At 65.4% G+C, this 14,587-nt stretch carries 15 protein-coding genes; 6 read left to right on the top strand and 9 right to left on the bottom strand.

Features of this window, described 5'->3' with window-relative positions; all coding sequences use genetic code 11:
• Position 1 precedes the first annotated feature (1 nt).
• Positions 2-1,270, top strand: coding sequence for an LLM class flavin-dependent oxidoreductase (locus tag CH285_RS24485; protein WP_032369962.1), 1,269 nt, complete (start codon positions 2-4; stop codon positions 1,268-1,270).
• Positions 1,271-1,279: 9 nt separating this feature from the next.
• Here the strand turns inward: CH285_RS24485 and CH285_RS24480 are convergent, their stop codons facing one another.
• The 3 genes from CH285_RS24480 to CH285_RS24470 all read right to left on the bottom strand — a co-directional run bounded on the left by CH285_RS24480 (position 1,280) and on the right by CH285_RS24470 (position 4,185).
• Positions 1,280-2,170 (bottom strand): alpha/beta fold hydrolase, encoded by an 891-nt coding sequence (locus CH285_RS24480; RefSeq protein WP_032367749.1) that lies wholly within the window; start codon positions 2,168-2,170, stop codon positions 1,280-1,282.
• A 12-nt stretch (positions 2,171-2,182) separates the two neighbouring features.
• A complete protein-coding gene (locus tag CH285_RS24475; protein ID WP_230591057.1) occupies positions 2,183-3,202 on the bottom strand; it encodes a PDR/VanB family oxidoreductase in 1,020 nt (339 codons plus the stop codon).
• A gap of 83 nt (positions 3,203-3,285) precedes the next feature.
• Complete coding sequence (locus tag CH285_RS24470; RefSeq protein WP_027495186.1) at positions 3,286-4,185, bottom strand: metal-dependent hydrolase; 900 nt, start codon at positions 4,183-4,185, stop codon at positions 3,286-3,288.
• A gap of 114 nt (positions 4,186-4,299) precedes the next feature.
• Here CH285_RS24470 and CH285_RS24465 point away from each other — a divergent pair, with 114 nt between their 5' ends.
• Positions 4,300-4,815, top strand: a complete 516-nt coding sequence (locus CH285_RS24465) for a hypothetical protein (RefSeq protein WP_094644078.1) — start codon at positions 4,300-4,302, stop codon at positions 4,813-4,815.
• Between the two features lie 135 nt (positions 4,816-4,950).
• Here CH285_RS24465 and CH285_RS24460 read toward each other — a convergent pair whose 3' ends face one another.
• Complete coding sequence (locus CH285_RS24460; protein ID WP_094644123.1) at positions 4,951-5,418, bottom strand: 2-isopropylmalate synthase; 468 nt, start codon at positions 5,416-5,418, stop codon at positions 4,951-4,953.
• A gap of 228 nt (positions 5,419-5,646) precedes the next feature.
• Between CH285_RS24460 and CH285_RS24455 the strand changes: the two genes are divergently transcribed.
• Positions 5,647-6,849 (top strand): ATP-binding protein, encoded by a 1,203-nt coding sequence (locus CH285_RS24455; RefSeq protein WP_094644077.1) that lies wholly within the window; start codon positions 5,647-5,649, stop codon positions 6,847-6,849.
• A 10-nt stretch (positions 6,850-6,859) separates the two neighbouring features.
• Here CH285_RS24455 and CH285_RS24450 read toward each other — a convergent pair whose 3' ends face one another.
• On the bottom strand, positions 6,860-8,041 hold the full coding sequence (locus CH285_RS24450) for an alkane 1-monooxygenase (protein WP_094644076.1): 1,182 nt from the start codon (positions 8,039-8,041) through the stop codon (positions 6,860-6,862).
• A gap of 167 nt (positions 8,042-8,208) precedes the next feature.
• On the opposite strand from CH285_RS24450, the gene CH285_RS24445 reads away from it, so the two are divergent.
• A complete protein-coding gene (locus tag CH285_RS24445; protein WP_032369959.1) occupies positions 8,209-9,075 on the top strand; it encodes an alpha/beta hydrolase in 867 nt (288 codons plus the stop codon).
• Between the two features lie 30 nt (positions 9,076-9,105).
• Positions 9,106-9,954 (top strand): patatin-like phospholipase family protein, encoded by an 849-nt coding sequence (locus CH285_RS24440; protein WP_032369958.1) that lies wholly within the window; start codon positions 9,106-9,108, stop codon positions 9,952-9,954.
• A 16-nt stretch (positions 9,955-9,970) separates the two neighbouring features.
• Here the strand turns inward: CH285_RS24440 and CH285_RS24435 are convergent, their stop codons facing one another.
• Together CH285_RS24435 and CH285_RS24430 are read right to left on the bottom strand one after the other, a co-directional pair.
• Positions 9,971-10,879 carry an amidohydrolase family protein gene (locus CH285_RS24435; protein WP_052068783.1) on the bottom strand — a complete coding sequence of 303 codons (909 nt, stop codon included), beginning with the start codon at positions 10,877-10,879 and terminating at the stop codon, positions 9,971-9,973.
• Positions 10,866-11,552: a dienelactone hydrolase family protein gene (locus tag CH285_RS24430; protein ID WP_230592944.1), complete on the bottom strand. Its 687-nt coding sequence runs from the start codon at positions 11,550-11,552 to the stop codon at positions 10,866-10,868. The genes CH285_RS24435 and CH285_RS24430 overlap by 14 nt, the downstream gene beginning before the upstream one ends.
• A gap of 106 nt (positions 11,553-11,658) precedes the next feature.
• Here CH285_RS24430 and CH285_RS24425 point away from each other — a divergent pair, with 106 nt between their 5' ends.
• The gene (locus CH285_RS24425) at positions 11,659-12,636 is read left to right on the top strand and encodes an NADPH:quinone oxidoreductase family protein (RefSeq protein WP_032369956.1); all 978 of its coding nucleotides are present in this window, start codon (positions 11,659-11,661) and stop codon (positions 12,634-12,636) included.
• A 21-nt stretch (positions 12,637-12,657) separates the two neighbouring features.
• On the opposite strand, the gene CH285_RS24420 is transcribed toward CH285_RS24425, so the two are convergent.
• Positions 12,658-14,013 (bottom strand): ABC1 kinase family protein, encoded by a 1,356-nt coding sequence (locus tag CH285_RS24420; RefSeq protein WP_032369955.1) that lies wholly within the window; start codon positions 14,011-14,013, stop codon positions 12,658-12,660.
• Positions 14,010-14,573, bottom strand: a complete 564-nt coding sequence (locus CH285_RS24415) for a TetR/AcrR family transcriptional regulator (protein ID WP_048318808.1) — start codon at positions 14,571-14,573, stop codon at positions 14,010-14,012. The genes CH285_RS24420 and CH285_RS24415 overlap by 4 nt, the downstream gene beginning before the upstream one ends.
• Positions 14,574-14,587 lie beyond the last annotated feature (14 nt).

The following is a 14,587-nucleotide window of genomic DNA, read 5'->3' as shown; positions in this document are numbered from 1 at the left end:
CATGCACCTCAACGCGTTTCTGTACGGCTGCGGACATCACAGCGCAGCGTGGCGGCACCCCGATTCGCGAGTGGAGGACCTGGGCAACATCGCGTACTACGAGGAACTTGCGCAGCTGGCCGAACGGGGCAAGTTCGACGCGGTGTTCTTTGCCGACGGGCATTCCGTTCGCGATCCGGCCGGCGCAGGAACCTGGTTTCTCGAACCGATCACGGCGCTGTCGGCCATGGCCAGAGCGACCACCCACATCGGTCTGGTCACGACTGTGTCGTCGACGTTCTACACCCCGTTCCATGCCGCGCGCATGCTGGCGTCGTTGGACCACATCAGCGGCGGCCGAGCCGGCTGGAACGTCGTCACCTCCATGTTCGACGCCGAAGCACGCAATCACGGAATGGACGCCATCCCGGCTCGGGAGGAGCGCTACGCACGCGCAGCAGAGTTCGTCGATACTGCACTGGCACTCTGGGATTCGTGGGAGCCCGATGCCCTGACGCTCGATCGCACCGGGATGTACGCCGACCCGGCCAAGGTGCACTCGATCGACCACGACGGCAAACACTTTCGAGTCGACGGCCCGCTGACGGTGCCGCGGTCGCCGCAGGGCAGGCCGGTTCTGTTCCAAGCCGGGGCGTCGGGCCCGGGCCGCGACCTGGCGGCGAAGTATGCCGAGGCGATTTACGCCGTCGCCTACGATCTTGTTGCCGCGCAAAGCTATTACGACGACGTGAAGACGAGAATCGATCGAGCCGGTCGTGGCAGCGCGGCAGTGGGCATCATGCCGGGTCTGGTGACGTACATCGGATCGACGATGGAGGAGGCTCGCCAGAAGAAGGCCGAACTGGACGTCTTGCTGCCGACGGAACAATCCCTGGCGATGCTCTCGACGTTCACCGGGCAGGATTGTGCTGCTTGGGAACTGGATGAGCCGGTGCCGCCGCTCCCGCCGGCGGCAGAGTTCGCCGGACCGCAGGGCCGCTACGAGACGATTCTGCGCATCATCGAGAAGGACCGGCCCACCGTGCGTCAGTTGCTGGGCACCCTCGCGGCCGGTGGCGGGCACGCCACGATGATCGGCACACCGGATTCCATCGCCGACGAGATGGAATCGTGGATCGGCCGCGGTGCCGACGGCTTCAACCTGATGTGCCCGCGCTACCCGGACTCACTCGCCGACTTTGTCGAGCACGTGATCCCGATTCTGCAGCAGCGCGGCCTCTTTCGATCCGAATACACGTCGTCGACGCTGCGCGGGCATCTGACCGGATGACCTGAAGGTTCAGTCCAGCGAGTCGATGAATTCCGTTGTCAATCGGGCAATGTCGTCCGCATGTGAGATCGGCGACCAGTGTCCTGCCGGAATGTCGTTGCGCGTGAGGTTCTTCACCCACTTGCCGGTGTCGTCGTAGTGGTACGGCCGCACCGCGACGTCCTCGGTGTTGACGATGAGGTGCACCGGGATGTCGATGTACCGATCGCGCGGATTGGTCAGCAGCGGAATGATGTTGGCGCGGTACAGCTTGGTGCCGTTGGTGGCGTCCGACCACAGCGTGGGGTTCTGGGTGACGAGCTTCGGATCGACTCCCGAGAACTCCTGGAGAAATGCCGGCCAGCCCTTGGCGAACTGTCGCTTGATGCGCAGCGTCGACAGGCCGGGAATGTGGAAGGTGACCGTGTACCAGGATGCTCGCGTCTGGGCGAGGACCTGCTTGATGCCGGTGAGGGTGGGACGACGCAGGCGCGACTGCGACCACTTGCCGAGGTGATCGAGGTTCGGCCCCGAGATCGATGTGTACGAACGGATTCGATCCTTCGCCTGGGGCTGGGCTGCAGCCTCCCAGACCTCGACGGCGCCCCAGTCGTGCGCGAGCACGTGAACGGGAGCGTCGGGGCTGACCGCATCTGCCACGGCATAGAAGTCCGCCGCCAACCGGGCCAACTTGTACGCCGACTGCTCGACCGGCACCGTGCTCTCGCCGGCTCCACGCGAGTCGTAGCTGATCACCCGAAAACGGTCTTCGAGTTGCGGCACGATGTGGCTCCACAGTTCGTGAGTATCCGGCCACCCGTGAACGAGGACGATGGGTTCGCCGTCGGGGTTTCCGCTCTCGAACACCGCCAGCCGAATGCCTTCGTTGACGACCGTCGTACGGACTGCGTTGCTGCTCACTGTCTTTCCGTTCTATAGATCGAGTACGAGACGACTGCTGCGTGCGCGGGAGACGCAGATGAGCATGTGGTCGCGCTGCTCTTCCGGGGTCAATCGCGATTCCAGATGTTCGGGCTCGCCGGACAGCACCCGCACCTTGCAGGTACCGCAGAAGCCCTGTTGGCACGAGTACGCGATATTGGGCTTCTGTTCCTTGACTGCGGTCAACACGGAGGCATCGGCAGCCACGTCGAGCACAGCGCCCGTGCTGATCAGCTGCACCTCGAACGGTGTGCCATCGAGGATCGGCGGCGGACCGAAGCGCTCGAAATGCAATGCGGTGGCAGGGCACTGGCGGAAGTCGCGGCGGACGGCGTCGAGCATGGGGGTAGGGCCGCAGCAGTAGACGGCACCGCCTGCGGGCGCGCGCTGGAGCAGTTCACCCTCGGTGGGGTACCCGTGCACGTCGTCGGTCCGGACGAACACGCGATCCGATTCCCAGCTCTCGATCTCGTCGAGAAAAGGCATCGTGTCCCGGGAGCGACCGCAGTACACGAACTGCCAATCCATCCCGAGAATCCGTGCGGCACGGACCATCGCGATGATGGGGGTGATGCCGATGCCGCCGGCGACGAACAGCGCGCTGCCCTCGGCGACGAAGGGAAAGCCGTTCCGTGGGCCACGTACGGTGACCTCGGTTCCGGGCTCGAGTGCATGCATCTCGATGGATCCACCTGCGCCGGTGGGGATTCGGCGCACGGCGATCCGGTAGCAACTGCGGTCGGACGGATCGCCGCACAGCGAGTACTGTCGACGGCGACCCGACGGCAGATGTAGATCGAGGTGGCAGCCGGGATGCCAAGTCGGCAGCTGCTCCCGCGTCGGCGAGGCGAGAGTCAGAGCGGCGACGTTCTCGTCCTCGGCGATGATCTCGCGGTCGACGACCACCAACCGCAGCGCGGAATCGGGATTGTGGCCGGCTACCGCGTCGTCGTACTCCTTGCCGGCAGTCGCATGCATGTAGCCGTTGAGGAACGTTCCGAGCATCTGCATCGAGCGATCGGCGCGAGGGCGTCCGCGCAGATCCGGTGGCGCGTCCTTGGGTAACAGCCGCGGAACGCGACGCGTCGAGAGCTTCACCGCGCCGCAGCCTGCGCGGCCGGGGACGACGCCAGGTAGCGCACGGCCTGAGCCGTCGAGCCTTCCTGGCTCGGGTGATACGACTTCTTCAGGTAGCGAGACATACTGCGGCCGACGTGCGTCAGCGCGGGCAGGGTGCCGCGGCGAACAGACTTGCGCCACAGGGCCGATCGGGGCTTGCGGACCGACTTCGGGGCGCTCTGCAGCTCGGGGTCGTTCTTCATCAGGAAGATGATGCCGCGCATCCAGATGTACCCCATCAACGGAACGACCACGACGAACGTGCGCAGGCGACGTACCTCGCGCTTGTCGAAGTAACGAAGGGTGTCGTACGCAACCGAGCGGTGTTCCACTTCCTCGGCACCGTGCCACCGCAGCAGATCGAGCATCGTCGGATGGATGCCGGCGCGGTCGAGACCGTCGGCATTCAGTACCCAATCACCGAGGAACGCCGTCACGTGCTCGATGGCCGCGATGAGGGCCAGCCGCTCGACGAGGTTGTTCTTCGACCGCAGACTCGTCACCGAATCGGATCCGAGAACCTTGCCGAAGGCCCATTCCATCTGATCGGTGAACGGAGTGGGGTCGAGTCCGTTGTTCTGCAGATGCACGAGGACGCCGGTATGAGCCTCGGCGTGCACGGCTTCCTGCCCGATGAAGCCGATGACGTCGTCGCGCAGCTTCTCGTCGTCGATGTAGGGCAGGGCCTCTTTGAACGTGTCGACGAACCAGTGTTCGCCGGCCGGGAGTAGTAGATGCAGCACGTTGAGGACGTGCGTGGTGTACGGATCGCCGGGCACCCAGTGCATCGGCAGATCGCTCCAGTCGAACTTGACGTTCCTGGCCTGAAGCATCACTTCGCCTGGGTCCGATGCGACGGCGTTGCGCTCGTTCATCGAGTCGACCTCCTCCACGTCCGCACTGTGGCCGCTGCCACAGTGCGCGACTTAGTATAAACATCGGTTACAGGTAAAAGGAACCATGTCGGTAGACAGTGAGAGACTTCTGCGATGACCGACCCCTCCCCAGAGGCTGTTCCCCCGAGCAGCGTGCCCGTGGCCTGGCCCACCGAGTGGCCCGTCGATGTGCGTCGAATCGCGGACGCCACAGTCGATGCCCTTGCTGCTGTCGTGGCGCAGGATCCGATCGCGTTCGACGAGGCCGTCGAACTGTTGGACCGCTCGGACGCGGCCAAGGCCGGGAACGTGCATGCGGAGATGGTACGGAGTTTGCTCGAAGAGGTATACAGCGATGGCTTGACGGGGGAGAACGTCCAGGAAGTACTCGGCCGAACAGTCCGCGGAGCCGACTGGCTTCCGAGCGTGGACATCGCCGGATTCGTCGAAGTGCTCACCGGCGCGCTGGGTGTGACGGACGTCGACGAACAATCACGTTCGCGGCCGCGGCCCGCACATGCCCTGTTGGTGGTGGCGGATCTGCTCGCCGTTCGGCGAAGCCGCGCCGAGACGTATGTGCGCCGCGCACTCGCCGAGATTCACCGCGCCCAGACGGTGGAGATGCCCTAGCAAGATATTCCCCTCTCTTGCGCCGATGCTAGAGAGTCGTAGAAGGCACTACCGACGCCGACGGCGAACTCGAAGTTATGGACACTTTTCGACGGATTTTCGTCCTCAACTTCGAGTTCGCGGCGTCGGACGTGGCTATCGATGCAGCAGATTGGCCCCGGCGATGATGGCCCGGATCGACGACAGGGTTGCGTCGGGCTCGATGGACATCGACCATTCGCGGCGACCGTCGTGCTCGGCCAGGACGAAGGTGGCGGTCTCGTCGCCGATGATCTGCTGGTGGAACGAGAGGATCTCGATGCGGAATCCGGCGTCGTGGAGCATCGACGTCAACGCCTCGATCGGTCCGTATGTTGTTGCGGCACAAGCGAAGATGGTGTCACCGATGCCAAAGGTGGCGTCGAACGACATCTTGCCCCCGGTGGCCCCAGTGCCGGACCAAGAGCCCAGCCGGAGGGGCCCGGTGGTGGGCGAGAAGCGGTCGACGAAGGCCGTCCACGACATGTGTTGCCCGGAGATCTCGTCGCGCATCGTGCGCGGCAGGGCGCAGCCGAAGCGAGCATGGAACGGATCTGTGGCGAAAGTCGAAGCGAGTGAATTCATGAAGGTGGTCTTCCGAATGTGAAGGGAGGACCGAGAGAGCACGACGACCCGCAGCGAGGGGTCGGTCCGAATCAGACCCCGCTACGGCGGCGTACTACGAGAATGCGCTTCACGGAGCCGACAGTAGCCCCGGTCTCGGGCGTCCCGCAAGTATCGAACGAATACGGATCTCTAGGACACGAGCTAGATGTCCGCATATATCGCACGATTCGTTGTAACTTTGGCCCCATGGATCCCGTGCGTAACCCTTACGCTCCCGGCGCCGGCCAGCGCCCACCCGAGCTCGCCGGTCGAAAGAAGCAGCTCGACGCCTTCGACGTCGTACTCGAACGGATCACCCGAGGCAGGCCGGAACGCAGCGTCGTGCTCACCGGGCTGCGCGGCGTCGGCAAGACGGTGCTGCTCAACCACCTCCGATCCGCGGCCATCGCGCGCGGTTGGGGCACCGGGAAGATCGAAGCTCGTCCCGACCAGGAACTGCGCCGGCCCCTGTCGTCGGCGCTGCACATGGCGGTACGCGGCATCGCGGCCTCGCATCGAGACCCCGAACGCGTCGACGAGTTTCTCGGCGTCCTCAAGGCCTTCGCGCTGCGCGCCACCGCGGACAAGGGGATGCGCGAACGGTGGCAACCGGGCATCGACGTCCCGGCGAAGACCGGCCGCGCCGACTCCGGCGACATCGAGATCGACCTCGTCGAACTGCTGCTCGACGCCTCCGCGCTGGCCGGGGACGTGGGTGTGGGTATCGCCATCTTCATCGACGAGATGCAGGACCTAGGGCCCGCTGACATCTCCGCACTGTGCGCGGCCTGCCACGAACTCAGTCAGGACACCGCGCCGCTGATCATCGTCGGGGCCGGACTACCGCACCTACCGGCTGTGTTGTCGGCATCCAAGAGTTACTCCGAGCGCCTGTTCAGCTACCACCGAATCGGCAGGCTCGAGCGAGCCGCAGCAGACCTCGCGTTGATCGCGCCGGCCGACCGCGAGGACGTCGAATTCACCCCCGAGGCACTCGACGCGCTGTACGCAGCCGCCGACGGCTACCCCTACTTCGTGCAGGCCTACGGCAAAGCGACGTGGGATCTCGCCGCCGACAGCCCGATTTCCGCCGAGGACGTGCGTGTTGCCGCTCCGACAGCAGAGGAGGAACTGGCCGTCGGATTCTTCGGTTCGCGCTACGAACGCGCGACGCCCGCCGAACGCGAATACATGCGCGCGATGGCCGAACTGTCGGTGGAGGACGGTTCGGTGCCGACTTCGGCCGTGGCCACCGAGCTCAAACGCAAGCCGGCATCACTGTCGCCTGCCCGCGACGGCTTGATCAAGAAGGGCCTGATCTACTCGGCCGAGCGCGGCACGATCGCGTTCACGGTGCCGCATTTCGGGCGCTACCTGAGAGCACAAACCGACGAGCCCGCCGCGGTCTGAGGCGTCGACGCTACGACTGCGCCCGCGCCTCGCTCAGCTTGTCGAGGCGACGGACCGCTGTGCGATCGGCGCGGTCGACGTTGACGAGGCTCGGGTCGCCGTCGTAGAAGTCCATCAGGCGCTGATCCATCACCTTGCGCCACAAGGGCGGAACCATCGCGCAGAAGATCATCACCGCGTATCCGGCCGGGAGTTGCGGAGACTCGTCGACGGTGCGTAGTGCTTGGTAGCGGCGTACCGGATTCGCGTGATGGTCGCTGTGGCGTTGCAGGTGGTACAGAAACAGGTTGCTCCACAGGTGATCGCTGTTCCAGCTGTCGCGGTGCGAGGGCTTGGCGTAGCGACCGTCCGCACGCCTGGTGCGCATCAGGCCGTAGTGCTCGAGGTAGTTGGCCGCCTCGTACAGGACGATGGCGATGACGGCCTGAATCAGTAGGTACGGCAACACGATCCAACCGAACACTGCGATCAGTACCCCGAACAGAACGATGCTCATCGCGGCCGCGTTGAAAAGGTTGTTGCGCAGCGTCCACGGTGACGAGCCCGACCGCGCGAGTCGACGGGTTTCGAGATCCCAGGCCGAATGCAGACCGTGAAACATCGTGCGTGGCAGAAACTTCCAGAACGATTCACCGAATTTCGCCGACGCCGGATCCTCGGGGGTGGCGACGCGCAGATGGTGGCCGTGGTTGTGCTCGACGTAGAAGTGGCCGTACAGCGTCTGCGCCAGAGTGACTTTGGAAAGCCACCGCTCGACGTTCTCGCGCTTGTGCCCCAGTTCGTGCGCGGCGTTGATGCCGACGCCGCCGACGACGCCCACAGTGACGGCCAGGCCGATTCTCTCCGGTGTGCCGAGTGGGCCGTGGGCCCACAGGTAACACGCGGCCACGAGTCCGGCGTACTGCAGCGGGAGGAAGAGGTAGACGCACCACCGGTAGTACTTGTCTTTGTCGAGTGCTGCGAGAGCCTCGTCGGGTGGATTGCTGCGGTCGACGCCGGCGAACTTGTCGACCAGGGGCAGCGCGATGCCCATGATCATCAGCCCGAGTGCCCAGAATGCGCCGGGTCCGAGGAGTGTCACCAAGCCCCACGCCAGGAACGGGCTCAGCGGAATCGTCAGGCCGAGCGGCCAGAGATAACGCTTGGGATCGCGCCACGTCGGCGAGGCCCCTGCGGCGTCCTTGTCGGGCATGCGTGAACTCACTCCTGATCTTCGAGGCTGCCCACGCGGTACGAGGGGGTGCGGTGGTGGTCTGTCACAAGTACATCGCCACGCCTCTGAGGATAGTTACCTAGACGAATCTGTGGGGTTCGAGCGATGGGCCGTCGAAGGCGTCGCGGTCCTTGTACGGTGACCGAATGCAGCATGTCGAGTCGTCGTTCGCCGGGGTACACGGAACTCGCATCGTCTACGACGTCTGGACCCCGGACGTCGCCGCCGATAATTCGCCCACCGGCGTTCTGGTGCTGGCCCACGGCCTGGCGGAGCACGCAGGACGGTACCGACACGTGATCGAGCGGCTCGGCTCGCTCGGCCTCGTCGTCTACGCACCCGACCACCGCGGGCACGGGCGATCCGGTGGCAAACGAGTCTCTTTGGCGAAATGGTCGGACTTCACCGACGACCTGCACACACTGTTCTCGATCGCGGCGGAGGAGCACCCCGGCAGCCGCACCTTCCTCCTCGGACACAGCATGGGCGGTGCCATCGCACTGTCCTACGCCCTCGACCATCAGGGTGATCTGGACGCACTGATGCTGTCCGGGCCTGCGGTCAACCCGTCCGTGGGCCAGCCGAAAGCGTTGGTCGCGGTCGGTGCAGTCCTCGGCAGGTTCCTGCCGTCGCTGCCGGTGCTGAAACTCGACCCCAACGACGTCTCCCGCGACAAAGCCGTCGTCGACGCCTATGTCGCCGATCCGCTGGGCTATCACGGCAGCGTCACGGCCGGGCTCGCTGCAGCGTTGTTGCAGGAGAGTCGTACGTATCCCGCCAGATTGCCGTCGCTGACCATTCCGGTGTTGCTGCAGCACGGAACCGCAGACCGGTTGGCCGACGTCTCGGGCAGCGAGCTGATCGCCGAGCTGGCGGGATCCGAGGACCTGACCTTGAAAACCTACGACGGGCTGTTCCACGAAGTCTTCAACGAGCCGGAGCAGGAACGCGTGCTCGACGACCTGATCACGTGGTTACGTCCGCGGGTCGGCGGCGGGGCTGTAAGTTCCTGACGGGTCCAGCGGAAGAACGGGGTTACGACCATGGCCAGACGAGCGCTCGTATTGGGCGGCGGCGGTGTAGCGGGCATTGCGTGGCAGACAGGCGTCCTTCTGGGACTGGCCGAGGCCGGGGCCGATGTCAGCGACGCCGAGATGTTGCTCGGAACGTCGGCCGGTTCTTCGGTGGCTGCTCAGATCTCGAGCGGCACCCCGGTGTCGGAGTTCTTCGAGCGTCAGGCGGACGAGTCGAAGCAGGACAACGAGCCACACGCCGAGGCCACCATCGACGAGCTCGTCACCATGTTGGCCCGAGCAGCCCAGAACTCGGACGGCAGCGCGCTCGACACCCGCAGGCGCATCGGCGCCGAAGCTCTGGCGACAGCGACGATCAGCGAACGGGAACGACGAGCCATCATCGCCCGTCGACTGACGAAGCACTCGTGGCCCGACCGTGATCTGCGGATCGTCACCGTGGACGCCCTGACGGGGCGCCATCGAGTACTGGACCGGGGATCGGGCGTCGAGCTCATCGACGCCGTGGCCGCGAGTTGCGCTATCCCGGGCATGTGGCCGCCGGTGACGATCGGCGATCACCGCTACGTCGACGGCGGTATCCGTGCGAGCGAGAACGCCGATCTGGCGGTGGGTTTCGAGAAGGTGCTGGTGCTCAAGGTCGGCGCACTCGACCTGGAAGGCGACCCCTTCGAGGTCGAACGGGGAAAATTGGTCAAGGGCGGCTCGAAGGTGGAAGTGATCGTTCCCGACGCGGCTTCGTCGGCTGCGATCGGACCCGACCCCACCGACATCGCCGTGCGCGCAGCGGCGGCAACAGCGGGCCGGGCGCAGGGCACCGCCATCGCCGAGCGTATCGCCGAATTCTGGGTGGGCTGAGACCCGCGAACGGGACTCAGCCGAACAGGGCCGCGCCGTTGCTCCAGCACACGGCGCGGACCCACTCGTCACCGAGTCCGAGACGGCTCACCGCCTGCAGCGAGTCCAGGTAGGGGTACGGGATGTTCGGGAAGTCGCTCCCGAACAGAATGCGATCCTGTAGGTCCAACAGCCGCGGCATCTCGTGCCGGGGAAACGGCGCAGCGGCTTCGGAGAAATCCGTGAAGGCCATGGTGGTGTCCAGACGTACGTTCTCGTATCGATCGGCCAGATCGAGAAAGTCGACGTACTCGGGCATGCCCATGTGCGCGACGATCAGCGGTAGCGTCGGAAACCGCTGCAGCAGAGCGGCGATCGGCTCGGGGCCGGTATACGAGCCGGGTGCCGGTCCGGAGCCGCAGTGGATGACCACCGGAATCTGCGCATCCGAAATGGTGCCCCAGACGCCGTCGAGCAGCGGGTCGTTGGGCGAATAGTTCCCGACCTGAATGTGCGACTTGAAGATTCGGGTTCCGTTCGTCACCGCCTGCTCGACGTACTGCGTTGCTCCGTCCTCGGGATAGAACGTGGCAGTCTGCAGGCAATCGGGGGTGCGAGCCGCGAAGTCGGCGCCCCAGGAGTTCAGCCAGGCCGCCATCGCAGGTTTGTGCGGGTAGATCATCGACGTGAATCGCTGCACGCCGAACCCTCGAATCACCTGCAGCCGCCGGTCTTCGGCGAAGCGGTACGAGATGGGCCAGACGCTGCCCGTCAGCGGGCCTGCGCTGTCGAAGTAGCTCCATACCTTGTCCATCACGTTCTTCGGCATGAAGTGCGTGTGGACGTCGAACAGACCGGGCAACGCCAGCTCGGTCCAGAACGCGACGATGCGTTCGGTCTCCTCCGCGAGTTCGGCGTCGGAGCGAGGGTGCTCAGCGTGCGACATGCGCGTCGAACCACTCGAGGGTCTTGGTCCACGCGTCGCCTGCGGCTGCGGCATCGAACACGGCAGGGCGGTCGTCGCAGTGAAAGCCGTGCTTGCCGTGGGGGTATCGGGTGATCTCGGTGCCGACCGGTGCCGTGGCGGTGACCTCCCGCAGTGTCTCGACGTCCTGGAACGGAATGCCCTCGTCCAGATCTCCGAAGAAGCCGTGCCACGGTGTCTGGAGGGCGTCGCCCACCGAGGCCATCGCGGGAAAACCGAAGCGGCCCTTCGTGATTCCGCCACCGTAGAACGTGGCGGCCGCACCGAGTTGCCGTCGAACCGCGGTGTGGAAGGCCACGGTCCCGCCCATACAGAAGCCGACGATCGCGATGGACGAGGGCTCGAACCCCAGTTCGGCCAGCGCACTCGCCGCCGCGTCCACGTCGGAGTCCACCTCATCCGCCTCGAGTTTCCCGATGGCCGCCATGGCGGAATCCATATCCGAGTAGTCGAGCACGCTCACACCTTCCTGCCGGTGGAACAGATGCGGAGCCACGGCTACCCAGCCTGCGGCCGCGACCCGGTTGCAGACGTCGACGATGTGGTCGGTGACCCCGAAGGCTTCTTGGATGACGATGACGCCGCCGCGGGCGGTGCCGTCGGGCGAGACGACGGTGAGGGGAGTGGTGTTCACCCCTCGATTGGAGCACATCACCAGGAGTGGATGCCGGTAGCGGCGGTGAGTACGGCAGTTTTGTACCGTGGCAGGCAGGGAACGATCCCGACCGAGAGGACACTTCATGCGCGCGGTACAGATCTCCAGTCTCGATGGACCCGATTCGGTGACCGTTGCCGATATCGACGAACCCACCGCGCGTGATGGGTCGGTGGTCATCGAGGTCAGGGCCGCGGGCGTCGCGTTCCCCGACGCGTTGCTCACCCGTGGGCTGTACCAGTACAAGCCCGAGTTGCCGTTCGTTCCGGGCAGCGAGATCGCCGGCATCGTGCGGTCGGCTCCGGCGGATTCCGGCTTCTCGGCCGGAGACCGCGTGGCAGCGTTGACGGGGCTCAGCGACGGTATGGCAGAAGTCGCCGTCGTCTCGCCCGACACTGTGTTCGCATTGCCCGAGTCCGTGTCGCTCACTGCGGGTGCCGGCTTGCTGTTCAACGATCTGACGGTGCACTTCGCGTTGCGCGAGCGCGGCCGGTTGGCGCAGGGCGAGACGGTGTTGGTGCACGGCGCGGCGGGCGGGATCGGAACCTCCGCTCTGCGAATGGCTCCGGTGCTCGGGGCAGCACGGGTGATCGCAGTGGTGAGCTCGGCAGCCAAGGCCGACATCGCGCGAGCCGCCGGGGCCACCGACGTCGTACTGGTCGACGGCTGGAAGGACGCGGTCAAGGAGCTGACCGGCGGCCGTGGCGTCGACGTGGTCGTCGATCCGGTGGGCGGTGACCGGTTCACCGACAGCATCCGTTCGCTCGCGCCGTCGGGCCGAATCCTGGTGCTGGGCTTCACCGGTGGCGAGATCCCGACCGTCAAGGTCAACCGGTTGCTGCTCAACAACGTCGATGTCGTCGGCGTCGGCTGGGGTGCATGGTGGATGACGCGCCCGGGCTACCTGGCCACTCAGTGGGCCGAGATCGAGCCACTGCTCGCGGACGGTTCGCTCGTGGCTCCCGAGCCGTCCGTCTTCCCCGTCTCCGACGCGGCAGCAGCGATCGCCTCGCTCGAAAACCGAACGGCAGCAGGGAAAGTGGTTCTCGACTTCAGTCTGTGATCGGGTGCGCGGGCTGCCGGATCACTCCGGTAGCTCGATGCCCCGTGCCTCGGACAGCGCCGCGATCTCGGCGGGAAAGACGTTCTTGAACACGAACGGGTCGGTGCCCAACGCCCAGTTCGGTGCGAGTTCGATGGCATACCTCTCGAAGTAGCCGAGCTGCTTGGCCACCAGGATCAGCTCCTCGGGGCTCGACGTCTTGTACTGCTTGCCCATGCCGACCAACGCCCGGATGAAGTCCGCCAGGCTGAAGTGGGCGAGGGTGGCCGAGAGCATCGGCGCGAACACCGACTGCAGAATCGCGCCGACTTCGGCGTCCGAACCCATCTGCGGGGCAACGATTCCCAGACGTTTGACGGTACCGGCGAGGCGGGTGAAGTCGCCGTCGATCACCGTGGCGTGGAAGAGGTCGAGCAACAACGCGCGCCACTGCTCGTCCACCTCGCCCATGACGCCGAAGTCGAGAAAGGCCACTCTGCCGTCGTCGAGCACCCAGACGTTTCCCGCGTGCACGTCGCCGTGGAACAGGCCGTGCAGTACCAGGGCCTCCATCCAGACCTTGGCGGCACGGCGGACGATCAGCTCCGATTGCTCACCGGGCCGGTACCGGTCCAGCGGCGAGCCGTGCATGCGTTCCATGCAGATCACGCGTCCACCGCAGTAGTCGAGAAACACCTCGGGTGCGGTGACGTGCTTGTTGTCGCCGAATGCCCCGATTGCACTGCGAAAGCTGTGCTGTCGCTTGGCTTCCACTGCGCTGTCGAGTTCTGCGAACGTCGCGGCGTGCAGGTCGACGATGATGGCCGACGCGTTGGCCGTGGCGAAGAACGGAATGAACTTCTCGAGACCGCGCGCGATGAGATATGCGATTCGCAGGTCGATCTTCATGCGATGGTAGATGCCTCGCCGCTGCACCTTCATGACCACTTCGCGGCCGTCGTCGCGGCGCACGCACAGGTGTACCTGGGCGACCGACGCCGACGAGAGAGGTACGTCGTCGAACGAGGAGAACAACTCCTCGACGCTCCGGCCCAGGTCTGCCTCGATCACCGCGCGGGCCTGCGACCCGGGAAACGGCGGCACCTCGTCCAGGCATCGCAGACAGGTGTCGGCGAGGACCTTGGGAAACAGTCCGGGCGACGAACCCATCAGTTGCCCCACCTTGACGAAGGTGGGGCCGAGCACGAAGAACGCGTCGACGACGGCTTTGGAGGCGTGAACCGGCCAGCCGCGCCGCGGCGCACGAACCCAGCGGCCGACTGCGATGAACTGAAAGTACGTCAGCACCGATCCGATCACGATCAGTCGCAACAACTCTCGTATCCCGAAGGTCTTCAGCTCGGGTGCCGGCTTCGGCGTCGTGTCGTCAGGTGTCATGCGTGCACTCCCGCCGACACGCGTGCGGCCGAGGCTTCGAGTCGGGCCAGCACCCGGTCGAATCGTGTGGCATCGTCGAAAGCCCTCGCCAGCACCAACGCCCCCTGGATCCCGGCGACGATCTCTTCGGCCAGTTCGGCCGCCGCGTCGCCGTGTCCGAGCCGCTGCAGCACCGGAGTGAGTGCCTCGATCCACTGGGTGAAATGCGCGGCGACACGGCTGGAGAAGGTGGCACGCTCGAGCCCGAGCGTGAACGCGCCGAACAGGCACACCAGGCGATTGGATCGAAAATAGCGGGCGGTCTGCTCGAACATGTCGTGGGTCGTCGACGCCGCGTCGTCTCCGTGCCGCAGCGGCTCGAAGACGTTGTGGTGGAACCACAGCTCGACGTCGTCGAGGACTGCCTCGGCCATTTCCTGCTTTCCCCGCGGAAAGTAGTGGTAGAGACTGCCTTTGCCGAGTCCGGTGCATCTGCTGATGACCGCGAGGGACGACCCGTCGAACCCGTGGTCGCGGAACACTCCTGCGAGTATCGGCACCACGTCGTGGCGATCGCTCATGAGCCGGTACTGTA

The sequence above is a fragment of the Rhodococcus sp. 05-2256-B1 genome (genome assembly GCF_002258465.1).
GTDB classification, from domain to species: domain Bacteria; phylum Actinomycetota; class Actinomycetes; order Mycobacteriales; family Mycobacteriaceae; genus Rhodococcoides; species Rhodococcoides fascians.
This window is presented reverse-complemented; position numbering and strand designations above follow the sequence as displayed.